Source organism: Phenylobacterium sp. (assembly GCF_004297125.1).
Taxonomy (GTDB): domain Bacteria; phylum Pseudomonadota; class Alphaproteobacteria; order Caulobacterales; family Caulobacteraceae; genus Phenylobacterium.
Genome location: NZ_SCVD01000019.1, coordinates 381,413 through 403,987 on the forward strand (window position 1 = coordinate 381,413; position 22,575 = coordinate 403,987).

Below are 22,575 nucleotides of genomic sequence, written 5' to 3' on the forward strand. Positions count from 1 at the left end.
AGGTCGGATAGCCGTCCGGGCTCAGCCGTTCTCGAGGATCAGGTGGCCGACCGCGGTGTTCGACGCCGGCACGTGGTAGAATCGGTGCGCGACGCGGACCTTGTCGTCCAGCGCGCCGCGCATGATCAGCCACATCACCAGCTCGATCCCCTCGGAGCCCGCCTCCCGCACATAGTCGATGTGAGGGACCTTGGCCTGTGCGGCCGGGTCGTCGATCAGCCGGTCCAGGAAGGCGTTGTCGAACTCGCGGTTGATCAGTCCGGCGCGCGGCCCCTGGAGCTGGTGGCTCATGCCGCCGGTGCCGAACACCACCACCTTCAGGTCTTCCGGGTAACTCTCGACGGCTCGGCGGATCGCCTTGCCCAGGTTGAAGCAGCGGTTCCCGGTGGGCGGCGGGTACTGGACGACGTTCACCGCCAGCGGGATCACCGGGCAGGGCCACTCGGCGGGCTGGCCGAACATCAGCGACAGCGGCACGGTCAGCCCGTGATCCACGTCCATCCGGTTGACGATGGTCATATCGAACTCGTCGAGGATCAGCTGCTCGGCGAGATGCCACGCCAGTTCCGGATGCCCCTGCACGACGGGCACCGGACGCGGACCCCAGCCCTCGTCGGCGGGGGCGAACGCCTCGGCGCAGCCGATGGCGAAGGTCGGGATCAGCTCCAGCGAGAACGCCGAGGCGTGGTCGTTGTAGACTAGGATGATGACGTCCGGCTTCTCCGCGGCGATCCAGGCCTTGGACGCCTCGTAGCCGGCGAACACCGGCTGCCAGTAGGGCTCGCCGGCCTTGCCGTTGTCGAGCGCGGCGCCGATGGCGGGCACGTGGCTGGTGGCGACCCCGGCGGTGATCCTGGCCACTAGCGCGGGTCCTTCTTCGAACGGTTGCCTTCCACGGAACGGCCGCCCTGCAGCATCATCTGGGCGTATTCATCCTCGCTGACCCCGCTCATCATGGCGGCGATCTGGCGGAATGAGAGGCCGTCGGTCGCGGCGATCTTGGAGGTGAAATAGATGTTGCCGCCCAGCGCCAGCATCCCGTTCCAGTCGCGGTCCAACACCGTCTGCTTCTGGGCCTCGGTCATCTTCCACTGGTCGAGGTAGGCGCGTTCGTCCGCTTTGAACGCGGCGCGGTTCTCCGGCTTCATCAGCGACATGCAGAACTGGTTGAGATGGAAGCCCCTGCGCGATTGTTCGGCGTCGAACAGCACTGTGCCGGGTATGTCGTGGTACGGCTTCTCGGTCATTGCGCCGTCTCCTCCGGCCAGTAGAGGCGCATCGGGTTGTCCACGAGGAGGTTGCGCTGCAGCTCCGCCGTGGGAGCGATCTTCGGGATGAAGTCCACCAGCTGGCCCTCGTCGGGCGTGTGGGTCTTCATGTTCGGATGCGGCCAGTCGGTGCCCCAGAGCACGCGGTCGGGGAACGCCTCAACCACGCGGCGGCCGAACGGGATCACGTCGGAATAGAAGGGCGGGCCCTCTTCGGACAGTCGTTCGGGGCAGGTGACCTTGCACCAGATGTCCTCGCGGGCGGCCATGAAGGCCATGAAGCGGTCGAAGAGCGGGCTGTCGGCGCCCTGCTCCACGTCCGGCGTCCCCATGTGGTCGACCACCAGCGGGGCGGGCAGGCCTAAGAAGAAGTCGGCCAACTCCTCCAGCTCGGCGGCCTCGAAGTAGATCACGACGTGCCAGCCCAGCGAGGCGATCCTGGCGGCGATCTCGCTCAGCTCGTCGGGGTCCAGCCGGTCCACCAGCCGCTTGACGAAGTTGAACCGCACGCCGCGGACGCCGCCGTCATGGAGGCGCCGGAGCTCCTCGTCGCCGACATCCCGCTTGACCGTCGCCACGCCCCGCGCCCGTCCGTGGGAATGGGCGATGGCGTCCAGCAGGGCGCGGTTGTCGGCGCCGTGGCAGGTGGCCTGGACGATGACGTTGCGGGTGAAGCCCAGGTGGTCGCGCAGGCGCCAGAGCTGCTCCTTCGACCCGTCGCACGGCGTGTACTTCCGCCCCGGCGCATAGGGGAAGACGTCCCCCGGCCCGAACACGTGGCAGTGGGCGTCCACCGCGCCCGGGGGGACCTGGAATTCGGGCTTGGCCGGGCAGGGGTGCCAGACCCGCCAGCCCGTATCCATGACGAAGGCGCTCATCGCCCCTGGCCCTTCAGGATGGCGTCGAGCCGCGGATAGACCCGCCGCGCGTTGCCCTCGAACACCTTGGCCTTGTCGGCGGCCGGGATCGGCAGGGCGTCCACGTAGCGCTTGGTGTCGTCGAAGTACTGGCCGGTCTCGGGATCGATGCCGCGCACCGCGCCGACCATCTCCGAGCCGAACAGGATGTTCTCGATGTCGATGACCTTGAACAGCAGGTCGATGCCGGGCTGGTGGTAGACGCAGGTGTCGAAGAAGACGTTTCGCATTACGTGCTCGCGCAGCGGCGGCCGCTTCAGCATGTCGGCCAGGCCGCGATAGCGGCCCCAGTGATAGGGGACGGCCCCGCCGCCGTGCGGGATGATGAAGCGCAGGGTCGGGAAGTCCTTGAAGAGGTCGCCCTCCAGGAACTGCATGAAGGCGGTGGTGTCGGCGTTGATGTAGTGGGCGCCGGTGGCGTGGAAGTTGGGGTTGCACGAGCCCGAGACGTGGACCATCGCCGGGACGTCCAGCTCCACCATCTTCTCGAAGAACGGATACCAGGACCGGTCGGTGAGCGGCTGGCTGGTCCAGTGGCCCCCCGAAGGATCCGGGTTGAGGTTGCAGCCCACGAAGCCCAGTTCGGTGACACAGCGTTCCAGCTCGGCGATGGAATTCTCGACCGGCACACCCGGCGACTGCGGCAGCTGGCAGACCCCGGCGAAAGTCTCCGGGAACAGGTCGACCACCCGCTTGATCAGGTCGTTGCAGCGCCGGGTCCAGGCCCGGCTGACCGCCTCGTTCCCGACGTGATGGGCCATGGTCGAGGCGCGTGGGCTGAAGATCGTGAAGTCCGCGCCGCGTTCCCTGATCAGGCGGAGCTGGTTCTGCTCGATGGTCTCGCGGATCTCGTCGTCGGAGATCTCGGGATAGGCAGGATCGATGTCGCCGCCGGCCTTGAACGCCGCCTTCTGGGCGTCACGCCAGGCGTCGTGCGGCGCGGGCGCGGTGGTGTAGTGGCCGTGGCAGTCGATGATCAGGCTCATCTCGGCTTTCCGTTGATGGCGTCCAGCATGGCGGCCAGATCGGGCGACAGGGCATCCTTGTGGTTCGCGGCCCAGTCCTGCCGCTGGGCGATGGCCCGGCTCATGAGACCCGCGACGCCGGCCTCTTCGACGGTGCGGGCGGCCTCGCGCATTTCCTCCGCGCGGCGGGTCCCGTGCTCGAGGCTGCGCGAGATCATGTACTGGGCGGTCCTGTTCCAGTCCGGCAGCGGCAGCAGGTCGGACAGGGAATCCAGCACCGCCTGCTCGACCCCGTGGTGGCGGGCGGCCAGCATCGACTCGGTCAGCAGCGCCTCGACGCCCTTGATCATCACCGACCGGCACAGCTTGGTCGCCGTCGCCTGGCCGATGGTCTCGGAATAGGGCTTGGCGCCTGTGAAGCCCAGGTCGGCCGCGACCTCCAGGAAATCCCGCGCATGCGGCCCGCCCAGCAGCATCGGAGAGGCGATCCGCTTCGGCCCGATCGGGCTCATGACAGCGGCTTCGACATAGCGTCCGCCAGCGGCGTGGATCGCGTCCGCCGAGGCGACCTTCTGGCCGGGCGAACAGGAGTTCAGGTCCAGGAAGAAGGCGCCGTTCAGCGGCCCGACCGACTGCGCCGCAGCGAGGTCCTGATCGGCGGTGACCGCGCTGACGATCACCTTGGCGTCCCGCACGGCCTCGGGCGCGCTGGCGGCCGCGCGCACGCCGGACGGAACCTTGACGCTCAACGCGATGTCCCAGGCGGCGAGCTCGGCTTTGCCGGCGAGGTCCTGCGCCAGGGTCTGGCCGACTTCGCCGAATCCGATGAGGGCGACCCGCATCACGGCCCACCCCACGCCGAAGACGGCACATAGACCTCGCCGCGCATCAGGCGGCGGCAGGTGCGCAGCAGGGCCGAGCGGCGGACCTTCACGGCGCCGTCTTCCAGCGCCACGTCCATGGCCACGGTGAAGAAGCCGGTGGGGTGCTCGACTTCCAGCTCCTTGACGGCCTCGACGTCGGCGATGCCCGCGACCTGCGCCGCCACCGAGCCCAGCGTCACGCAGGCGGTGGCGACGCTGACCGCGCCGAACACGCCGATGGCCTCGTGGACGCGGTGCGGGATGAAGTTCCGCGTGCAGATCGCCCCGCCATGCTTGGCCGGCGCCACCAGGCACATCTTCGGCACGGTCTTCTTGGCCACGTCGCCCAGGTTCATCCGCGGGCCGATCTCCAGCCGGATCGCCTCGACCCGGGCCTTCAGCTCGGCGTCCGCTTCGAGCGCCTCTGGCGCCTCGTAGCCGGTCTTGCCGAAGTCAGCGGCGCGCATGACGACGACCGGCATGCCATTGTCGATGGCGGTGACTTCGATCCCCTGCACGGTGTCTCGCACATTGCCGGTCGGCAGCAGGGCGCCGCAGGTCGAGCCGGCTACATCCAGGAAGTCGATGGGCACCGGCGCGGCGGTCCCCGGCACGCCGTCGATCCGCGCCTCGCCGTCGTAGCGGACCTGGCCGCCCGGCGTCTGGATCGCGGCGACCGCCAGGCTCCCGGTGTTGAGCATGTGGATGCGGACGTTGGTCACGCCGTCGACGCCCGCGAACATCCCTTCCTCGATGGCGAAGGGGCCGACGCCGGCCAGCAGGTTGCCGCAGTTCTGGCCGGCGTCGATCCGCGCCTCGTCCACCACGGCCTGCAGGAACAGGTAGTCCACGTCGGCGTCGGGATGGGTCGGCGGGCCGACCAAGGCGATCTTGCTGGTCAGCGGGTGCGCCCCGCCCATGCCGTCGATCTGGCGGGCGTCCGGCGAGCCCATGGCCGCAAGCAGCACCGCATCCCGCGTCGCCGTGTCGGCCGGCAGGTCTTCGAGGCGGAAGTAGAGGCCCTTCGACGTGCCGCCGCGCATCACGGTGCAGGGGATCGCCGTCTGGGTCACGGGGCTTCGTCCACCCACTTCAGACCCTTCTCGGCCAGGCGCTCGCGCATCTTGTAGAGGTCCAGGCCCAGGACGCCGGCCTCGAGCTGGGCGCGCTTGTCGATCTCGTTGGCCTCGCGCTCGCGGGCGGCCTCGGCGACCGCCGCGGCCTCGGCGCGGCGGACCACGCAGACCCCGTCGTCGTCGGCCACGATCACGTCGCCCGGATGGATCAGGGCGCCGGCGCAGACCAGCGGCAGGTTCACGTTGCCGATCGTTTCCTTGACCGTGCCCTGGGCGAAGATCGCCTTGGACCAGACCGGGAAGCCCATCTCGGTCAGCACCGCCACGTCCCGGACCCCGGCGTCCATGATCAGGCCGCGCACGCCACGGGCCTTCAGCGAAGTGGCCAGCAGGTCGCCGAAATAGCCGTCCTCGCAGGGGGAGGTTGGAGCCACCACCAGCACATCGCCGGGTTTGCACTGCTCCACGGCGACGTGGATCATCCAGTTGTCGCCGGGCGCCACCTCGCAGGTGACGGCCGAACCGGCGAGCTGCGCCGGGCGGTAGATCGGACGCATGTAGCTGGCTAGCAGGCCCTTGCGACCCTGGGCCTCGTGGACCGTGGCGACGCCGAATCCCGCCAGGGCGTCGATGACGCCCACGTCCGCGCGAGGGATGTTCCTAACGACGAGGCTCATCAGAGGAGGCTCTTCTCGATCTGGTCCAGGGCGCGATAGGCCGGGAAGACCTGGGCGACCGAGCCGTTGGGCTCTCGGCCCTCGCGGATGGCGGCGAAGAACTCGCGGTCCTGCAGCTCGATACCGTTCATCGACACATCCACCTTGGAAACGTCGATCGGCTGCTCCTTGCCGTCCACCAGGTCGTCGTAGCGGGCGATGTAGGTGCCGTTGTCGCAGATGTAGCGGAAGAAGGTGCCGAGCGGCCCGTCGTTGTTGAACGACAGCGAGAGCGTGCAGATCGCGCCCGAGGCGACCTTGAGCTGGATCGACATGTCCATGGCGATGCCGAGTTCAGGGTGCATCGGCCCCTGGACGGCGCGGGCGACGGAGACCGTCTCGCCCGTCTGGTACTGGAACAGGTCCACCGTGTGGGCGGCGTGGTGCCAGAGCAGGTGGTCGGTCCAGCTGCGCGGCTGGCCCAGGGCGTTCAGGTTCTTCCGCCGGAAGAAATAGGTCTGCACGTCCATCTGCTGGATCGCCAGCTCGCCGGCGACGATGCGCTTGTGAACCCACTGGTGGCTGGGATTGAACCGCCGGGTGTGGCCGGCCATCGCCACCTTGCCGCTCTTCGCCGCCGCCGCCAGCAGGCGCTCGGCGTCGGCCAGGTTGTCGGCCATGGGGATCTCGACCTGTACATGCTTGCCGGCTTCAAGGCACTGGATGGCCTGGGCGGCGTGCATCTGGGTGGGCGTGGCCAGGATGGCGGCGTCGACGCCTGGGCGAGCCAGGCCTTCGCCCAGGTCCAGCGTCCAGTGCGGAATGTTGAACCGCTCGGCGACCTCCCGGGTGGAGTCGGCCGAGCCGCCCACCAGGCTGACAACCTCGACGTCGGGGATCTTCGCCATCGCTTCGAGATGCTTGATCCCGAACGCGCCTTGTCCGGCCATCACCACTTTCATGCGCGTCCTGACCTCTCCGATCGCCGCTTGGGGACATCACCCTAGCCGTCCAGCCGGTCCGCAGCGCATCGGAATTCTGCGTCAAGACATTCCATGCAGTTATGGATCCGGCGTCGTGTCACGCGGAATCCATTATGGATATCCGCTCAGCGCGTGATGTCGAAATCGCCCGACCCCGCGAGGTCGGCCAGGGTGTCGCGAACCACCTGCACGAACAGGCCCGCCGCGCGCGACACGCCGCGTTGGGGGTTGGTGATGACCCCGGCCGGGCGCGGAAAAGCCGGCGCGGGCGCAGGTAGCACGATGGCCTCGCGGCGCAGCAGGTCTCCGCCCATGACCATGCGGGGCATGACGGTCAGCATGTCGGTCGAGAGCACCATCTCGCGGATGAAGCCGCGCGACGTGGAGCGAATGGTCCCCGGTCCCGCCTCCAGCCCGCCCGACGTCATGAAATGCTCGACGTCATGGCTGATCCGCTGGCTGAAGGTGGGCAGCACCAGGTCGAAGGCTGCAAGATCCTTCGCCGTCGGCCGCCGCAGCCGTTGCAACGGATGCCCGGCCCGCGCCATCACCGAGATCGGTTCCGCGTAGAGCGCTTCGCGGCGCAGCGCGTCCGGCGCGACGGGCGGATAGAGCCGACCCACGACGAGATCGACTTCGCCGGCCTCGAGCTGGGCGAGCAGGGTTTCGGTCCGTCCCTCGACGATGCGGACCTGCAGGTTTGCGTGCTCCGCGCGCACGCGGCGGATCACGGCCGGCATGATTCCCACCGCCGCCACCGGCAGCGCCCCGGCCACGACGACGGCCGCGTGGCCTGGCTCGCCCGCAAGGTCGAGTTCCTCCTCGAGGCGGTGCAGGTCTGCGAGCGCTCGGCGTGCGTACCGGGTGACCACCTGACCTACGGCGGTAGGGCGCACGCCGCGGGCGTGACGCTCGAAGAGAGGTTCGCCCAGGAGCTCCTCAAGCTCGCGCACCATTTTAGTCAGAGCGGGTTGGGTCACGCCGATCGTTCCCGCCGCGCGGGTCAGCGACTGGTGGCGCGCCAAGGCGTCCAGCATCCGCAGCTGTCGGAACTTCAGGAGTTGGTCGAGCTTGCGTTGCACCTGTCCCTCCGGCGCGAAGACGCCTCCCGCGCCACCAGGCTCTTGCCTCAAATCGCTCGTCCGCCAGGCCGGTGTATCGCGCAACCGGCGGCTCAGGAACACCGGTGTGGATAGCGGCGGCATGGACGTCTCAGGCCGATGCAGCTGGAGCCGTAGCTGAAACAAGCCCGTCCCCCGAAGGCGGGAAGCCGCCTTGTCCGGCCGGACGCAGTGCTGCTTGCGCTGTCCGATCGTGCGACCTAGGTAGTGAGCCTTCGGAAGGGGAACGGGTGCCGAACCTGCGCGCCAGACAACTGAGGGCTCTCGTCGCCGCGTTCTGCGTGGCGCTGGCCGCGCTGTTGTCCGCCCAGTTCACCTTCGCCTCGGTCGAACGCATCGAGCATGACCTGGGCGTGCAGCATGCGGCCAACCCGGTGGCCGGCCACGTGGTCTACGATCACGACGACGCCGATCAGCATCCGGATCGCGATCAGGCGGCGGCCACGGAGTCCGGCGGACCGGAGCCGGCGTCGCATCATCATCACGGCGACGGGCCGCAGCTCGTCATCCTTGTCGGCGACGCCGTGACCGGACTGGTCATGTCCCGCGCCCACGCACCCGCCATCCGAGCGACCCCGGCCCCGCCGTCCTCCTCGCCCGGCGGCCTCGAACGACCGCCAAGACCGGACCTCGAACGGTTCGCCTGAACGGGCGCGGCGATCAGGCTGCGTCCGCCTGATCCCTCTCGTTCGAGAATCCCATGTCAATCCGACCTCGTGGCCGCGCGCGTTCGCGGCCGGGGCTGGCCGCGATGGCCATCCTCATCCTTTCGCTGACGGCAGCCTGCCCGGCGTCCGCCCAGACGACCTTCCCGTCCCTCGACCTCGCCGAGGCGCTGTCGCGGGCAAGCGCCGCCGATCCCGCGGTGGGCGGCTGGGACGCCCGGCTCGCCGCCGCCGAAGCCAACCTGCGCCAGGCAGGCGTGAAACCGAACCCCTCGCTGGGTGTCGAGCTGGAGAACTTCGCCGGCACGGGGGCCTATTCCACCCTGGATCGCACCGAGGCGACCTTCAGCTATCAGCAGACGCTGGAGCGGGGCGGCAAGCGCGAGGCGCGAACGGGCCTGGCGCGCGCCCAGATGGAGGCGGCGCGCCGCCGCCGGGAGGTGCGCCGCCTCGACCTTCTGAAGGAGGTGCAGATTGCCTATGCCGAGGCGCTGGCCGCCGAGGCGGAGCTGCTGATCGCGGACGCCTGGCTGCTCGCAGCCCGGAGCGCCCAGGCCGACATCGACCGCCGGGTCCGCAGCGCCAAGGACCCGCTGTTCGCCGGCTCCCGCGCCGAGGCCGCCACCGCCCAGGCGGAGATCGAGCGGGACCAGGCCCGCGCCACGGCCGAGAATGCGAGGGCGACGCTCGCGCGGTTCTGGAGCGGCGGGCCGGGGTTCGCTCTCGATCTCATGACTTTCTTCGGCGTGACCGGACCATCCGCGCCGGATCAGGTCGCGACGGCTGACCTCGCACTGCTGGAGGCCGAGCGGGACATCGCCGCCGCCACGGTGCGCGTGGAGCAGGCGAAGGGCGTCGTCGACCCTACGGTTCGCGCAGGCGTGCGCTACCTGGGCCAGGGGGACGAGGTCGCCTTCGTGGTCGGCGGCAGCATCCCCTTGCGCCGCTACGACACCAACAAGGCCGGGGTCGAACGGGCGCTCGCCGAGCGGAACGCGGCGGAGGCGGACATCGCCGCGGAACGGACGCTGCGGGAGCGGGACATCGCGCGCCTGACCGCTCGCATGAAGAGCCTCGCTGTCGAGGCCGAGCGGATCCGCGCGGAGGTGGTCCCGAGTGCGATCCGCACCGTCGAACAGGTGCGCGACGGCTTCAACCGCGGCGCCTTCCAATACCTCAACGTCACCGAGGCGGAGCGGGCGCTCGCCGACGCCCGCACCCGGCGGGTCGCGGCGCTGCGCCAATTCCACCTCGATCAGGCGGCGCTCGACCGCCTCACCGGGCGCCACGCCGCGCTCGCCTCGTCCAACCTCAATCCGGAGCGTCGCTGATGCACGCCGACCCTGTCCGGCGGCTGGCCCGCCTGATCCTGCCCCTGTCCCTCGCCGCCGCGCTCGCCGCCTGCGGCCAGGGCGCGTCCAAGTCGCCCGAAGGCGAGGAAGCCGCCACCGAGGCGGCCGAGTACGAGCGCGGCCCCCATCGCGGCCGCCTGCTCCGTGACGGAGACTTCTCGCTCGAGGTCACGCTCTACGAAGACGGGCCCGAACCGCTGTTCCGACTCTATCCGTACCTGAAGGACAAGCCGCTCGATCCGAAGCAGGTCCAGGCGTCGATCGCGCTCACCCGCCTCGGCCCGAAGGTAGATCGCTTCACGCTGACGCCGGAGGCGGACTACCTGACCAGCGCTGCGGTCGTGCGGGAGCCGCACTCCTTCGATGTCAGCGTCGTCGCGACCCGGGGCGGCGCTCGGCACAGCTGGACCTATTCGTCTTACGAGGGCCGCACGACCATCTCCGCCGACGCCGCGCGCGCCGGCCGGGTGACCACCGAACGCGCCGGGCCGGCCACCCTGGGCGAGACCCTGCCGATCGCCGGCCGGGTCGAGATCACGCCGGAGGGCCAGAGCGAGGTCCACGCCCGCTACCCCGGCCGGGTCGTCAGCCTGAACGCCGAACTGGGCCAGCGGGTGCGGCGCGGCCAGGTCCTCGCGCGCGTCGAATCCAGCGAGAGCCTGCAGACCTATCCCGTCACCGCGCCGCTCGGCGGGGTGATCGTGAAGAAGAACGTGGTGGTGGGGGGGATCACGGGCGCCGAGCCCATCCTGGTCGTCGCCGACCCGACCAAGCTTCACGCCGAGTTCTTCCTCTATCCGCGGGATGCCGAGCGGGTCCGGGTGGGCCAGCCGGTGGAGGTGTTCAGCCTGGCCGGCGATCACCGGATCACCAGCAGCGTGGAGGCCATCCTGCCGACCGCCGACCTGACGAACCAGACCCTGATCGCCCACGTCCACCTGACGGCGCCGGGCGAGGCTTGGCGCCCCGGTCTCGGCGTGAAGGGCGTCGTCCACGTGGGCGCCACGTCCGCGCCCCTGGCGGTTCGCACCAGGGCGATCCAGCCGTTCCGCGACTTCGAGGTGGTCTACGCCAAGGTCGGGGACACCTACGAGGTCCGCATGCTGGAGCTCGGCCGCCGCACGCCGGAATGGACCGAGGTGCTGGGCGGCCTCGAACCGGGGACCGAGTACGTGGTCGATGGCGCCTTCCTCATTCGCGCGGACATCGAGAAGTCCGGCGCGAGCCACGACCACTAGGAGCGCGCCGCCATGCTCGACCGCATCATCGCGCTCGCGATCCGCTTCCGGTGGATCGTCCTGTCGCTCGTCCTCGGCTTCTGCGCCATCGGCGTCTGGAGCTTCCAGAGGCTGCCCATCGACGCGACGCCGGACATCACCAATGTCCAGGTGCAGATCAACACCGCGGCTCCGGGCTTCTCGCCCCTGGAGTCCGAACAACGCATCACCGTTCCGGTGGAGACGGCCATCGCGGGACTGCCGGGCCTGCAGTACACCCGCTCGGTCTCCCGCTACGGCCTGAGCCAGGTCACCCTCGTCTTCGCAGACCGGACCGACATCTACTTCGCCCGCCAGCTGGTGAACGAGCGGCTCCAGGCCGCCCGTGGCCAGCTGCCGGATGGCGTGACGCCCGAGCTGGGGCCGATCTCGACCGGGCTGGGCGAGATCCTCATGTATACCGTGGAAGCCAGGCCGGACGCCCGGCGGCCGGATGGCCGGCGCTATACGCCCGAGGACCTCCGGACACTGCAGGACTGGGTGATCCGGCCACAGTTGCGCAACACGCCGGGGGTCACCGAGGTCAACACCATCGGCGGCTTCGAGCGTCAGTATCACGTGACCCCGGCGCCGGAACGGTTGGCCGCCTACGACGTGACCATGGGCGAGGTTATCGCGGCGCTGGGGCGGAACAACGCCAACGTCGGCGCCGGCTACATCGAGCGCCACGGCGAGCAGTACCTCGTCCGCGTTCCCGGCCAGGCGGCGACGCGGGAGGACCTCTCGGCGATCCTGATCACCAACCGCAACGGCGTCCCGATCCGCATCGGCGACGTGGCGGATGTGATCATGGGCGAGGAACTGCGCACCGGTGCGGCGACCGAGGACGGGCGCGAGGTCGTGCTGGGCACGGTCATCATGCTGGTCGGCGAGAACAGCCGAACCGTCGCCCAGGCGGCGGTCACCAGGCTGGAACAGGCCGCCAAGGCGCTGCCAGCGGGTGTTGTCGCGAAGCCGATCTACGATCGGACCGATCTCGTCGACCGGGCCATCAGGACTGTGGAGACCAATCTGGTGGAGGGCGCCCTACTGGTGGTCGTGGTGCTGTTCGTGCTGCTCGGGAACATCCGCGCCGCCCTGATCACCGCCGCCGTGATCCCGGTCACCATGCTGATGACCATCACCGGTATGGTGCGGGCGGGCGTCTCGGGCAATCTCATGAGCCTGGGGGCGTTGGACTTCGGCCTGATCGTCGACGGCGCCGTCATCATCGTCGAGAACTGCCTGCGTCGGTTCGGGGAGGCGCAGCATAGTCTGGGGCGCCTGCTGACGCGGCAGGAGCGGTTCGACCTGTCCGCCTCCGCGTCGAGCGAGGTCATCCGCCCCTCGCTGTTCGGCGTGCTGATCATCACCCTGGTCTACGTGCCGATCTTCGCCCTGACCGGAGTGGAGGGGAAGATGTTCCATCCGATGGCGGTCACCGTCGTGATGGCGCTCACCTTCGCGCTCGTCCTGTCGCTGACGTTCGTGCCCGCCGCGGTCGCCCTCTTCGTCTCGGGCCGGGTGGAAGAACGGGACAGTCTCGTCATGCGCGGCGCGCGGCGGCTCTACGGGCCGGCGCTGGATGCGGCGCTGCGCCTACGCGTGGTCTTCGTGGTCACTGCCGTCCTGCTGGTCGCGATCTCCGCCTTCGCGGCGAGCCGCATGGGCTCGGAGTTCGTTCCGAGTCTCGACGAAGGCGATATCGCCATGCACGCGATGCGCATCCCCGGCACGAGCCTGAGCCAGGCGGTCCGGATGCAGACGGTCCTGGAGCGTCGCCTCAGGCAGTTCCCCGAGGTGGAACGGGTCGCCTCCAAGATCGGCACCGCCGAGGTGGCGACGGACCCCATGCCCCCCTCCGTCGCCGACACCTTCATCATGCTGAAGGACCGCAAGGACTGGCCGGATCCGCGAAAACCCCGCGCCGATCTGGTGGCGGAGATGAAGGCGGCCGTCGCCCCGATCCCGGGCAACAACTACGAGTTCACCCAGCCGATCCAGATGCGTTTCAACGAGCTCCTTTCAGGGGTCCGGGCGGACGTCGCGATCAAGGTGTTCGGGGACGACCTCGACCGGCTCCTGGCGCTCGGCGACGAGATCAAGGCCGTGGTGGCGGGCGTCGAGGGGGCCGAGGATGTCGGCGTGGAGCAGGTCGCCGGCCTGCCCGTGCTGCAGGTCCGACCCGACCGGGCGGCCCTGGCGCGCGTCGGCCTGAGCGTGGCGGATGTCCAGGAGGTCGTCTCCGCGTCGATCGGAGGCGTGGTGGCCGGCCAGGTCTTCGAGGGCGACCGCCGGTTCGACATCGTGGTGCGGTTGCCCGAAGCGCTCCGCGCGGACACCGATGCGATCGGCCGTCTGCAGATCCCGATCCCGTCGGCGGCCGGGGCCCGTTCCTTCGTGCCCCTGGAGGAGGTGGCGACGGTGGTGGTGGAGAAGGGGCCGAACCAGATCAGCCGCGAGGACGGCAAACGCCGCGTGGTGGTCACCGCCAACGTCAGGGACCGCGACCTGGGCGGCTTCATCACGGAGGTCCAGGCCAAGGTCGGCGCGGAGGTCGAGCCCCCGTCCGGCTACTGGATCACCTACGGCGGGACGTTCGAGCAGCTCATCTCGGCGGCCAAGCGGCTGCAGCTGGTGGTGCCGGTCGTGCTGGCGCTGATCTTCGCGCTGCTGTTCGCGCTATTCCGGTCGGTGCGCGACAGCGCCATCGTCTTCTCGGGCGTGCCTCTGGCCCTGACCGGCGGGGTCGCGGCCCTGCTGCTGCGCGGGCTGCCGCTCTCGATCTCCGCCGGCGTCGGCTTCATCGCGCTCTCCGGCGTGGCGGTGCTGAACGGGGTTGTCATGGTGAGCTTCATCCGGAGCCTGGTCGCCGAGGGACGGCCGCTGGACGAGGCGATCCGCGAGGGCGCGCTGACCCGGCTGCGGCCGGTGCTGATGACAGCCTTGGTCGCCAGCCTGGGGTTTGTGCCGATGGCGCTCAATGTCGGGGCGGGGGCCGAGGTGCAACGGCCCCTGGCGACCGTGGTGATCGGCGGAATCATCTCCTCGACGCTGCTGACCTTGCTCGTGCTTCCGGCGCTTTACAGCCTGGTCCACGGCCGGGCGGGCGCCGTGCCTATTTCGGGCCAACCAGCGCGTCGGTGAAGGCGTCGAAGCTGTCGAGGACCTTGGGGTCTTCCTTCACGATCTGGATGACCTGGCGCGGGATCAGCTTGAGGTGGTCCTGCATGGCCTCCGGGCTGGCGCCCATCGCCGCGCCGAGTGCGCGGAACAGCGCGAACGACTTGGCTTCATAGGCCTTCACGTCGACCGGCGGCGCCCCGCGGCCGAGCGTCGCCACGGAGAGGTCGTAGAAGGCGTGGATCTGCGGGTTGTTCATGAAGGCCCGCGGATCGCCCTGGAGATCGACCGTCCGTCCTGCGGGCGCTGGCGGCGCCACGGGATGCTGCGCGCGGGCCGCGCCGGACAGCGCGAGGCTGGCCACGGCGGTCGCAAGGGCGATCTGGACCGGGAAGGCGCGGCGCATGGAAAGCTCCCGTCGGTCCCGCGCAAGCTTGGCGGGAACAGCTGACGTCATGTAAAATCATGCTGACATCATGTCAAAGATTTTTAACATTGGAGGGTTCATGTCGTTCCGGGAACTGTCCGCCTGGATCTCGCTGGTCACCGTCGTGGTGTGTTTCGGTGTCTACTTCGGCTCCATCGCGACCGGCAGCGTGAGCCCGCGGGGCTTCGACACCCTGCATCTCCTGCTGCTCTGCGTGGCGGCGCTGGTCGTCCTGCAGATCGCCTCGCATGCCGTCGCCGCGAGGCTGGCGCCGAAGGATGCGCGTGCACCGCGCGACGAACGCGAGCGGCTGATCGCCTGGCGGGCGCAGAGCCTGGGTTACTATGTCCTGATGGTGGGCGTCCTGCTGCTGGCCGCGCCGGCGCACTTCGGCCATCCGCCGGTCGACCTGCTGAATTTCGCCTTGCTGGACGTCGTGGTCGCCGCCCTGGCGGTCTCGGTGGCGCAGATCGTCTTCTTCCGGCGCGGCGGCTGATCCGTGCCACCGCCCATCGCCAACCAGATCCGCCGCCTGCGCTTCGAGCACGGCGAGATGACCCAGAGCGACCTGGCCGAGCGCATCGGCATGACCCGCCAGACCGTCGCCGCCATCGAGGCCGGAAAATATTCTCCCTCGCTGGAAGCGGCCTTCCGGATCGCCCAGGTCTTCGGCGCGCCGCTCGAGGACGTGTTCCAGTGGCAGGGCTGACCGAACCTCGGCAATCGGCGCGATTTCTCGATCCCGCCGCCGCCGCCCGCGGAGTTTCCGCTTGAACCTGCGGCGGCGGCGACCCAATCAGACGGCGGTCGCGGTCGGGAGTGCGTCGAGTGGATCTGGATTTCGCGCGTGAGGGCGTCTTCGTCGGGGGCCGCTGGCGGGGAGCGGCGAGCGGGGAGACCCTGCCGATCGAGAACCCGTCCAACGGCGAGACGGTCGGCAGCCTAGCCGCCGGCGGGGCGGACGACGTCGACGCTGCGGTAGACGCGGCCCGCGGCGCCCTGTCGTCGGAATGGGGCGCATTGTCTGCGGCCGAGCGGGGCCGGCTGCTGGCGCAGATCGGCCGGGCCGTGCTGGCCCAGGCCGACCGGCTGGCCGAGCTGGAGGCGCTGGACGTCGGCAAGCCGCTGAAACAGGCCCGCGCCGATGTCGTGGCCCTCGCCCGCTATCTGGAATTCTACGGCGGCGCGGCGGACAAGCTGCATGGCGAGAGCATCCCCTACCTGCCGGGCTACACGGTCTTCACCCTGCGCGAGCCGCATGGCGTCACGGGGCACATCATCCCCTGGAACTATCCGATGCAGATCATCGGACGCTCGGTGGTGGCGGCCCTAGCGGTGGGCAACGCCGCGGTGCTGAAGCCGGCGGAGCAGGCGTCGCTGACCGCCCTGGCCTTCGCGCGCATCGCCGCCGAGGCGGGGCTTCCAGCGGGCGCGCTGAACGTGGTTCCCGGAACCGGCGCGGCGGCCGGCGCGGCCCTGGCCGGACACCCGGGCATCGACCATATCTCCTTCACCGGCTCCAGCGGCGTCGGCGCGACGATCCAGGCGGCGGCGGCGCGCAACGCCGTGCCGGTCACCCTGGAGCTCGGCGGCAAGTCGCCCCAGGTCGTGTTCGACGACGCCGACCTGGACAAGGCGCTGCCGTTCCTGGTCAGCGCCGGCATCCAGAACGCCGGCCAGACCTGCTCGGCCGGTTCGCGGATTCTCGTGCAGCGCGGCGTCTACGATCAGGTCGCGGCCCGCCTTGCGGAACGGTTCGCGGCGCTGCGGTCCGGTCCGGCGCGGGCCGACCTGGACCTGGGACCCATCATCAGCGCCCGGCAGAAGGCCATGATCGAGGGCTTCGTCGAGGTCGCCCGGCGGGAACTCACCCTGATCGGCGAAGGCCAGGTCGTCGCCGATGCGCCCTCGGGCGGCCACTACCTGCCGGCCATGGTGTTCGGCGACGTCGCACCCGACCATCGGCTGGCCCAGGAGGAGATCTTCGGGCCGGTGCAGGTGGTGATCCCCTTCGACACCGAAGAGGACGCCGTGCGGATCGCCAACGGCACGCCCTATGGCCTGGTGGCCGGCGTCTGGACGCGGGATGCCGACCGCTTGTTCCGAATGGCCCGGAAGCTGCGGGCCGGGCAGGTGTTCCTGAACAATTATGGCGCGGCCGGCGGCGTGGAGTTGCCGTTCGGCGGGGTCGGCCGCTCGGGTCACGGGCGGGAGAAGGGTTTCGAGGCGCTGTACGGCTTCACCGTGCTGAAGACCGTGGCGGCGCACCATGGGTGAGGGGAGCAGCATGCGGCTTGCGGGCAGGACGGCGATCGTAACTGGCGGGGCGTCGGGTTTCGGCGAGGGGATCGTGCGCCGGTTCGTGGCCGAGGGCGCCCGGGTCGCCATCGTGGACCTCAACCTGGCCGCGGCGCAGGCGCTGGCGGCGGAGTTGGGCGACGGTGTGATCGCGGCGCGGGCGGACGTTTCCGACGACGCGGCGGTGGCGGCGATGGCGGGTCAGGTCCGGGAGGCCCTGGGCGTGGTGGACATCCTGGTCAACAACGCCGGCATAGGTCACACGCCGCGACCGCTCGATGAACTGTCGGAGGCGGACTTCGACCGCATCTGGGCGGTCAACGTGAAATCCGTCTATCTCACGGCCAGGCATCTGGTCCCGGCCATGAAGGCGGCCCGGCGCGGCGCCATCCTCAATGTCGCGTCGACGGGCGGGGTCAGCCCGCGGCCGAACCTGACCTGGTACAACGCCTCCAAGGGCTGGATGATCACCGCCACCCGGGCCATGGCCGTCGAGCTGGCGCCGTTCCAGGTGCGGGTGAACGCGATCAACCCGGTCGCGGGCGACACGCCGCTGCTGGCGACCTTCATGGGTGAGGACACGCCGGAGGTGCGGGCGAAGTTCCTGGCCTCGATTCCGCTCGGCCGGTTCTCCACGCCGGCCGACATGGGCGCCGCGGCGGCGTTCCTGTGCTCGGACGACGCCTCGATGATCACCGGCGTGGCCATGGAGGTGGACGGTGGGCGCTGCATCTGAGCCGTTCCGCCTGCTGGTCCTGCCGGGCGACGGCATCGGCCCGGAGGTGATCGCCGAGACCCTGCGCGTCGTACGCCGGTTCGAGGGCGAGTTGGGCCGCACGGTCGAGGTTTCGGAAGCCCTGGTCGGCGGCGCGGCGATCGACGCCCACGGCCTCCCGATCACCGACGAGACGGCGGCGCTGGCCCTGGCCGCGGACGCGGTCCTGTTCGGCGCGGTGGGCGGCGAGGCCTGGGACCGCCAGCCGATCGCCCTTCGTCCGGAGGCGGGCCTGCTGCGCCTGCGCAAGGACATGGACCTGTTCGCCAACCTGCGGCCCGCGCTCTGCTATCCGGAGCTGGTGGCCGCCTCCAGCCTGCGCCCCGAGTTCGTCGAGGGGCTCGATATATTGATCATCCGCGAGCTGACGGCCGGGGTCTATTTCGGCGAGCCGCGGGGCGTCGAGGATCTGGGCGGCGGGGTCAGCCGCGCCTACGACACCCAGGCCTACACATCCGTCGAGGTCGAGCGGGTGGTCCGGGCCGCCTTCGACATCGCCCGGGGCCGCGGGCGGCGGGTCTGCTCGGTGGACAAGGCCAACGTCATGCAGACGGGCGCCTTCTGGCGCGCCATCGCCACTCGCGTCGGCGCCGACTATCCCGACGTCGAGCTCAGCCACATGTACGCCGACAACTGCGCGATGCAGCTGATGCGGCGGCCCAAGCAGTTCGACGTCGTCGTGACGGACAATCTGTTCGGCGACATCCTTTCGGACGCCGCGGCCATGCTCACCGGGTCGCTGGGCCTGCTGCCGTCCGCCTCCCTGGGCGCCGCGGACAGCCAGGGCCGACGCAAGGCGCTTTACGAACCGGTGCATGGCTCGGCCCCGGACATCGCCGGGCGCGGGATCGCCAACCCGCTGGCGACCATCCTTTCCTTCGGAATGTGCCTGCGCCATTCGATGGACGCCCCGCAGGCGGCGGACCGCCTCGACGCGGCCGTGCGTCGGGCGCTGGCCGCCGGCGCGCGCACCGCGGACATCGCGACGCCCGGCGCGACGGTGGTCTCCACCACGGCGATGACCGACGCGGTCCTGCGGGAGCTGGAGGCCGTCTGAGCTTCACGATGCCGGTGCTCAAGGGATTGAGCACTTAACCCGGTTGGGACGCGGTCACCGGAGCGATAGAGTCCGTCCGGGGGTCGCGAACGGTCGCGAGGAGGGTGCATGGCCAAGATGGGCGTGGTGCTGGGCGTGATCATCGCGGTGCTGGCGGTGTTGGTGGTCGTCGCGGGCTTCGCCCTCAATCGGCCCGACATCCCCTATGCGCGGCTGGACGCGAAATATGCCGGCCCGACCTCGAAGTTCGCCGACCTGCCGGGCGGGGTGCGGATGCACTATCGTGACGACGGGGATCCCGCCAAGCCGGTGATCATGCTGGTCCACGGTTACGGCGACTCCTTCCTGACCTGGGACCGCTGGATCCAGCGCCTGTCGCCGGACTTCCGGGTGATCACCATCGACCTGCCGGGCCATGGCCTGACCCGCGCGCCGACGGGCTATCAGCCCAGCCCGGACAACTACGCCGACCTGGTGGACGCCCTGGCGGCGAAGCTCGACCTGCCGCCCTTCGCGATCGCCGGGAACTCGATGGGCGGCGGCGTCGCCTGGCAGGTGGCCGTCCGGTATCCCCAACGTCTGAACGCCCTGGTGCTGGTCGACGCCGCGGGCTGGCCCGCCTCCACGCTCACCAAGCCGCCCCTGGCCTTCCGCCTGTTGCAGTCGCCGCTCGGCGTCTTCCTGCTCAAGCACATCGAGACCCGGCCGCTCACCTCGGCGGCGCTGCAGGCCGACGTGGTCGACAAGTCGCTCATCACCCCGGCCTTCGTCGACCGCTGGGTCGAGGTGCAGCGCGCGCCCGGCCATCGGGATATCCTAATGGGCATGCGGCCCGGCCAGCACAGCGCTGCGACCGCGGCCGTGCTCGGCAAGATCGCCGTGCCGACCCTGGTGCTGCACGGCGACCAGGACACGATCATCAAGCCGGAAAGCGGCCGCAAGTTCGCCGAGGCGATCCCCGGCGCGAGGCTGATCACCTATCCCGACGCGGGTCACCTGCCGCAGCTGGAGATCCCCGACCGGTCCGCGGCGGACGTCGCCGCCTTTCTGAAAGCCCAGACCCCCGCCGCGCCCGCGGCGATCAAGGAGCCGGCATGAACCACTTGTCGACCGCAGTCCCGAATTCGCTCGACGCCTACTGGATGCCGTTCACGCCCAACCGGCGGTTCAAGGCGAGTCCCCGGATGGTCGATCGGGCCGACGGCATGCACTACTTCACGCCGGATGGCCGCAAGGTGCTGGACGGCGTCGCGGGCCTGTGGTGCGTGAACGCGGGCCACAACCGCCCCCGGATCGTCGAGGCGGTCCAGCAGCAGGCGGCCCAGATGGGCTACGCCACCAACTTCAATCTCGGCCATCCCCGCGCCTTCGAGTTCGCCTCGCGCGTCGCGGGCCTGCTGCCGGGCGACCTGGACCACGTGTTCTTCACCAACTCGGGGTCCGAGGCGGTCGACACCGCGCTGAAGATCGCGCTCGCCTATCAGCGGGCCCGGGGCAAGGCCTCCAAGACCCGCCTGATCGGTCGGGAGCGCGGCTACCACGGGGTCGGCTTCGGCGGCATCTCGGTGGGCGGCATCGTCAAGAACCGGATGTACTTCGGCACGCTGCTGGCCGGCGTCGACCACCTGCCGCACACCCACGACCTGGCGCGCAACGCCTTCTCGCGCGGCCAGCCCCAGCACGGGGCGGAACTGGCCGACGCCCTGGAACGGATCGTCGCCCTGCACGACGCCTCGACGATCGCCGCGGTGATCGTGGAGCCGGTGGCTGGCTCTACCGGCGTGCTGGCCCCGCCGGTGGGCTACCTGCAGCGCCTGCGCGCGCTCTGCGACAAGCACGACATCCTGCTGATCTTCGACGAGGTGATTACCGGGTTCGGCCGGCTGGGGGCGCCGTTCGCGGCCGCCCGCTTCGAGGTGCAGCCCGACCTCGTCACGATGGCCAAGGGGATCACCAACGGTCTTGTGCCCATGGGCGCGGTGGGCGTGCGCCAGCACATCCACGACACCATGATGGACGAGGCCGACGCGCCCATCGAGCTGTTCCACGGCTACACCTATTCCGGCCATCCGCTGGCCTGCGCCGCAGGTCTGGCGACGCTGGACACCTATCGCGACGAAGGCCTGTTCGAACGGGCGGCGGGCCTGGAGGCGACGTTCGAGGACGCCGTGCATTCCCTGCGCGACGCACGCCATGTGATCGATATACGCAACATCGGCCTGGTGGCCGGCATCGAGCTCGAGCCCCGGCCGGGCGAGCCCGGGGAGAGGGGCCAGGAAGTCTACCACGCCTGCTTCGACCGCGGCCTGCTGGTGCGCGTGACCGGCGACATCGTGGCCCTGTCCCCGGCGCTGATCGTCGAACCGGGCCAGATCGATGAGATGGTGAGCCTGTTGCGGGAGGTGCTCGCGACCATCGCCTGACGGCAAGCCGACCACGACCGTTCCCCGCCGCGCCGACCATCTTCCCAGTCCACAGGTTTCTTGATGTCCCACCCCGCCGAAACCGCCCTCCTGAAGTCCATCGAGGACCGCACCGACGACGTGGTGGCCCTGACCCGCGACCTGATCCGCTTCCCCACTATCAACCCGCCCGGCGATGCCTACCGGCCCTGCGCCGAGTACCTGGGCGAGCGGCTGCGCAAGCGCGGTTTCCAGGTGGAGTACGTCAGAGCCGAAGGCACGCCCGGTGACAGCGACGCCTATCCGAGGACCAACGTCATCGCCCGTTGGGAGGGCGCGAGCCCCGGCCCGTGCGTGCACTTCAACAGCCACATCGACGTGGTCTCGGTCGGCGACGGCTGGACCGTGCCGCCGTTCGAAGGGGTGGTGAAGGACGGAAAGGTCTACGGCCGCGGGGCCTGCGACATGAAGGGCGGCCTGGCCGCCTCGGTGATCGCCGTCGAGGCGCTGATCGATTCCGGGGTTCCGCTGCCCGGCGCGCTGGAGATCTCCGGCACCGCCGACGAGGAGAGCGGCGGCTACGGCGGCGTGGCCTACCTCGCCGAACGGGGCTGGTTCTCCAAGCCGCGCGTCGACCACGTGATCATCCCCGAGCCGCTGAACGTCGACCGGGTGTGCATCGGCCACCGGGGCGTCTGGTGGTCGGAGATCACCACCGAGGGCCGCATCGCGCACGGCTCCATGCCGTTCCTGGGCGACAACGCCGTGCGCCACATGGGGGCGGTGATCGACGAGCTGGAGGCGCGGATCTTCCCGGCCCTGGCCTCGCACCAGACCGCGATGCCGGTGGTCCCGGACGGGGCGCGGACGCCGACCCTCAACATCAACTCGATCCATGGCGGCCAGCCGGACGTCACCAGCGGTCTGCCCGCGCCCGTGGTGCCGGATTCCTGCCGCATGGTTCTGGACCGGCGCCTCCTCATCGAGGAGGACCTGGAGGAGGTGAAGGCCCAGATCCGCGGCCTGCTGGACGGCCTGGTCCAGACCCGCGCGGGCTTCCGCTACAAGCTCCGGGACCTGTTCGAGGTACGGCCGTCGATGACCGAGCCCGAGCGGCCGGTGGTGCGGTTCACGTGCGAGGCGGTGGAGCAGGTCATGGGGCGCACCGCGCAGATCGTCTGCTCGCCGGGCACCTACGACCAGAAGCACATCGACCGGATAGGCAAGCTGCGCGACTGCATCGCCTACGGTCCCGGCATCCTCGACCTGGCCCACCAGCCGGACGAGTACGTGGGGATCGACGACATGGTGAACTCGGCCAAGGTGATGGCGCTGTCGGCCTACGCGCTCTTGACCCGCCAGGTCTGACGC

General features: G+C 70.0%; 22 protein-coding genes. 12 read left to right on the plus strand and 10 right to left on the minus strand.

Features of this window, described 5'->3' with window-relative positions:
• Nucleotides 1–21: 21 nt before the first annotated feature.
• From EPO51_RS10210 to EPO51_RS10250, 9 genes are all read right to left on the minus strand, one after another.
• On the minus strand, nucleotides 22–861 hold the full coding sequence (locus EPO51_RS10210) for a class III extradiol dioxygenase subunit beta (protein ID WP_293349601.1): 840 nt from the start codon (nucleotides 859–861) through the stop codon (nucleotides 22–24).
• Nucleotides 861–1,247 carry a protocatechuate 4,5-dioxygenase subunit alpha gene (ligA, locus tag EPO51_RS10215; RefSeq protein ID WP_293349603.1) on the minus strand — a complete coding sequence of 129 codons (387 nt, stop codon included), beginning with the start codon at nucleotides 1,245–1,247 and terminating at the stop codon, nucleotides 861–863. The genes EPO51_RS10210 and ligA overlap by 1 nt, the downstream gene beginning before the upstream one ends.
• A complete protein-coding gene (locus EPO51_RS10220; protein WP_293349606.1) occupies nucleotides 1,244–2,146 on the minus strand; it encodes an amidohydrolase family protein in 903 nt (300 codons plus the stop codon). The genes ligA and EPO51_RS10220 overlap by 4 nt, the downstream gene beginning before the upstream one ends.
• A complete protein-coding gene (locus tag EPO51_RS10225) occupies nucleotides 2,143–3,171 on the minus strand; it encodes an amidohydrolase family protein (RefSeq protein WP_293349609.1) in 1,029 nt (342 codons plus the stop codon). The genes EPO51_RS10220 and EPO51_RS10225 overlap by 4 nt, the downstream gene beginning before the upstream one ends.
• The gene (locus EPO51_RS10230; protein WP_293349612.1) at nucleotides 3,168–3,992 is read right to left on the minus strand and encodes an NAD(P)-dependent oxidoreductase; all 825 of its coding nucleotides are present in this window, start codon (nucleotides 3,990–3,992) and stop codon (nucleotides 3,168–3,170) included. Before EPO51_RS10230 ends, EPO51_RS10225 begins: the two co-directional genes overlap by 4 nt.
• Complete coding sequence (locus tag EPO51_RS10235; protein ID WP_293349615.1) at nucleotides 3,992–5,086, minus strand: 4-oxalomesaconate tautomerase; 1,095 nt, start codon at nucleotides 5,084–5,086, stop codon at nucleotides 3,992–3,994. Before EPO51_RS10235 ends, EPO51_RS10230 begins: the two co-directional genes overlap by 1 nt.
• A complete protein-coding gene (locus EPO51_RS10240) occupies nucleotides 5,083–5,766 on the minus strand; it encodes a 4-carboxy-4-hydroxy-2-oxoadipate aldolase/oxaloacetate decarboxylase (RefSeq protein WP_293349618.1) in 684 nt (227 codons plus the stop codon). Before EPO51_RS10240 ends, EPO51_RS10235 begins: the two co-directional genes overlap by 4 nt.
• Nucleotides 5,766–6,707, minus strand: coding sequence for a Gfo/Idh/MocA family oxidoreductase (locus tag EPO51_RS10245; protein ID WP_293349621.1), 942 nt, complete (start codon nucleotides 6,705–6,707; stop codon nucleotides 5,766–5,768). The genes EPO51_RS10240 and EPO51_RS10245 overlap by 1 nt, the downstream gene beginning before the upstream one ends.
• Before the next feature lie 146 nt (nucleotides 6,708–6,853).
• Nucleotides 6,854–7,810 carry a LysR substrate-binding domain-containing protein gene (locus EPO51_RS10250; RefSeq protein ID WP_293349624.1) on the minus strand — a complete coding sequence of 319 codons (957 nt, stop codon included), beginning with the start codon at nucleotides 7,808–7,810 and terminating at the stop codon, nucleotides 6,854–6,856.
• A gap of 269 nt (nucleotides 7,811–8,079) precedes the next feature.
• Here EPO51_RS10250 and EPO51_RS10255 point away from each other — a divergent pair, with 269 nt between their 5' ends.
• The 4 genes from EPO51_RS10255 to EPO51_RS10270 all read left to right on the plus strand — a co-directional run bounded on the left by EPO51_RS10255 (nucleotide 8,080) and on the right by EPO51_RS10270 (nucleotide 14,269).
• Nucleotides 8,080–8,496 (plus strand): hypothetical protein, encoded by a 417-nt coding sequence (locus tag EPO51_RS10255; RefSeq protein WP_293349627.1) that lies wholly within the window; start codon nucleotides 8,080–8,082, stop codon nucleotides 8,494–8,496.
• A gap of 104 nt (nucleotides 8,497–8,600) precedes the next feature.
• On the plus strand, nucleotides 8,601–9,845 hold the full coding sequence (locus EPO51_RS10260; protein ID WP_293349630.1) for a TolC family protein: 1,245 nt from the start codon (nucleotides 8,601–8,603) through the stop codon (nucleotides 9,843–9,845).
• The gene (locus EPO51_RS10265) at nucleotides 9,845–11,104 is read left to right on the plus strand and encodes an efflux RND transporter periplasmic adaptor subunit (RefSeq protein WP_293349633.1); all 1,260 of its coding nucleotides are present in this window, start codon (nucleotides 9,845–9,847) and stop codon (nucleotides 11,102–11,104) included. Before EPO51_RS10260 ends, EPO51_RS10265 begins: the two co-directional genes overlap by 1 nt.
• Nucleotides 11,105–11,116: 12 nt before the next feature.
• On the plus strand, nucleotides 11,117–14,269 hold the full coding sequence (locus EPO51_RS10270; RefSeq protein WP_293349636.1) for an efflux RND transporter permease subunit: 3,153 nt from the start codon (nucleotides 11,117–11,119) through the stop codon (nucleotides 14,267–14,269).
• Here EPO51_RS10270 and EPO51_RS10275 read toward each other — a convergent pair.
• Complete coding sequence (locus EPO51_RS10275; RefSeq protein WP_293349639.1) at nucleotides 14,241–14,651, minus strand: hypothetical protein; 411 nt, start codon at nucleotides 14,649–14,651, stop codon at nucleotides 14,241–14,243. The genes EPO51_RS10270 and EPO51_RS10275 overlap by 29 nt on opposite strands.
• 100 nt (nucleotides 14,652–14,751) lie before the next feature.
• Here EPO51_RS10275 and EPO51_RS10280 point away from each other — a divergent pair, with 100 nt between their 5' ends.
• The 8 genes from EPO51_RS10280 (at nucleotide 14,752) to EPO51_RS10315 (ending at nucleotide 22,572) form a co-directional block, all read left to right on the plus strand.
• Nucleotides 14,752–15,168: a hypothetical protein gene (locus EPO51_RS10280; protein ID WP_293349642.1), complete on the plus strand. Its 417-nt coding sequence runs from the start codon at nucleotides 14,752–14,754 to the stop codon at nucleotides 15,166–15,168.
• A 3-nt stretch (nucleotides 15,169–15,171) separates the two neighbouring features.
• Nucleotides 15,172–15,381: a helix-turn-helix transcriptional regulator gene (locus tag EPO51_RS10285; protein ID WP_465246602.1), complete on the plus strand. Its 210-nt coding sequence runs from the start codon at nucleotides 15,172–15,174 to the stop codon at nucleotides 15,379–15,381.
• Between the two features lie 119 nt (nucleotides 15,382–15,500).
• A complete protein-coding gene (locus tag EPO51_RS10290; protein WP_293349645.1) occupies nucleotides 15,501–16,949 on the plus strand; it encodes an aldehyde dehydrogenase family protein in 1,449 nt (482 codons plus the stop codon).
• A 10-nt stretch (nucleotides 16,950–16,959) separates the two neighbouring features.
• Nucleotides 16,960–17,706: a glucose 1-dehydrogenase gene (locus tag EPO51_RS10295; protein WP_293349648.1), complete on the plus strand. Its 747-nt coding sequence runs from the start codon at nucleotides 16,960–16,962 to the stop codon at nucleotides 17,704–17,706.
• Complete coding sequence (gene leuB / locus EPO51_RS10300; protein ID WP_293349651.1) at nucleotides 17,690–18,802, plus strand: 3-isopropylmalate dehydrogenase; 1,113 nt, start codon at nucleotides 17,690–17,692, stop codon at nucleotides 18,800–18,802. Before EPO51_RS10295 ends, leuB begins: the two co-directional genes overlap by 17 nt.
• Before the next feature lie 108 nt (nucleotides 18,803–18,910).
• Complete coding sequence (locus EPO51_RS10305) at nucleotides 18,911–19,900, plus strand: alpha/beta fold hydrolase (RefSeq protein ID WP_293349654.1); 990 nt, start codon at nucleotides 18,911–18,913, stop codon at nucleotides 19,898–19,900.
• Complete coding sequence (gene aptA, locus EPO51_RS10310; protein ID WP_293349657.1) at nucleotides 19,897–21,225, plus strand: omega-aminotransferase AptA; 1,329 nt, start codon at nucleotides 19,897–19,899, stop codon at nucleotides 21,223–21,225. Before EPO51_RS10305 ends, aptA begins: the two co-directional genes overlap by 4 nt.
• A gap of 63 nt (nucleotides 21,226–21,288) precedes the next feature.
• Nucleotides 21,289–22,572: an acetylornithine deacetylase/succinyl-diaminopimelate desuccinylase family protein gene (locus EPO51_RS10315; protein WP_293349660.1), complete on the plus strand. Its 1,284-nt coding sequence runs from the start codon at nucleotides 21,289–21,291 to the stop codon at nucleotides 22,570–22,572.
• Nucleotides 22,573–22,575 lie beyond the last annotated feature (3 nt).

Coding starts and splice junctions, on each gene's coding strand:
- ligA (WP_293349603.1), bottom strand. CDS start 1,247: ATGACCGAGAAGCCGTACCACGACATACCCGGCACAGTGCTGTTCGAC.
- EPO51_RS10220 (WP_293349606.1), bottom strand. CDS start 2,146: ATGAGCGCCTTCGTCATGGATACGGGCTGGCGGGTCTGGCACCCCTGC.
- EPO51_RS10225 (WP_293349609.1), bottom strand. CDS start 3,171: ATGAGCCTGATCATCGACTGCCACGGCCACTACACCACCGCGCCCGCG.
- EPO51_RS10230 (WP_293349612.1), bottom strand. CDS start 3,992: ATGCGGGTCGCCCTCATCGGATTCGGCGAAGTCGGCCAGACCCTGGCG.
- EPO51_RS10240 (WP_293349618.1), bottom strand. CDS start 5,766: ATGAGCCTCGTCGTTAGGAACATCCCTCGCGCGGACGTGGGCGTCATC.
- EPO51_RS10245 (WP_293349621.1), bottom strand. CDS start 6,707: ATGAAAGTGGTGATGGCCGGACAAGGCGCGTTCGGGATCAAGCATCTC.
- EPO51_RS10260 (WP_293349630.1), top strand. CDS start 8,601: ATGGCCATCCTCATCCTTTCGCTGACGGCAGCCTGCCCGGCGTCCGCC.
- EPO51_RS10265 (WP_293349633.1), top strand. CDS start 9,845: ATGCACGCCGACCCTGTCCGGCGGCTGGCCCGCCTGATCCTGCCCCTG.
- EPO51_RS10270 (WP_293349636.1), top strand. CDS start 11,117: ATGCTCGACCGCATCATCGCGCTCGCGATCCGCTTCCGGTGGATCGTC.
- EPO51_RS10275 (WP_293349639.1), bottom strand. CDS start 14,651: ATGCGCCGCGCCTTCCCGGTCCAGATCGCCCTTGCGACCGCCGTGGCC.
- EPO51_RS10280 (WP_293349642.1), top strand. CDS start 14,752: ATGTCGTTCCGGGAACTGTCCGCCTGGATCTCGCTGGTCACCGTCGTG.
- EPO51_RS10295 (WP_293349648.1), top strand. CDS start 16,960: ATGCGGCTTGCGGGCAGGACGGCGATCGTAACTGGCGGGGCGTCGGGT.
- EPO51_RS10305 (WP_293349654.1), top strand. CDS start 18,911: ATGGCCAAGATGGGCGTGGTGCTGGGCGTGATCATCGCGGTGCTGGCG.
- aptA (WP_293349657.1), top strand. CDS start 19,897: ATGAACCACTTGTCGACCGCAGTCCCGAATTCGCTCGACGCCTACTGG.
- EPO51_RS10315 (WP_293349660.1), top strand. CDS start 21,289: ATGTCCCACCCCGCCGAAACCGCCCTCCTGAAGTCCATCGAGGACCGC.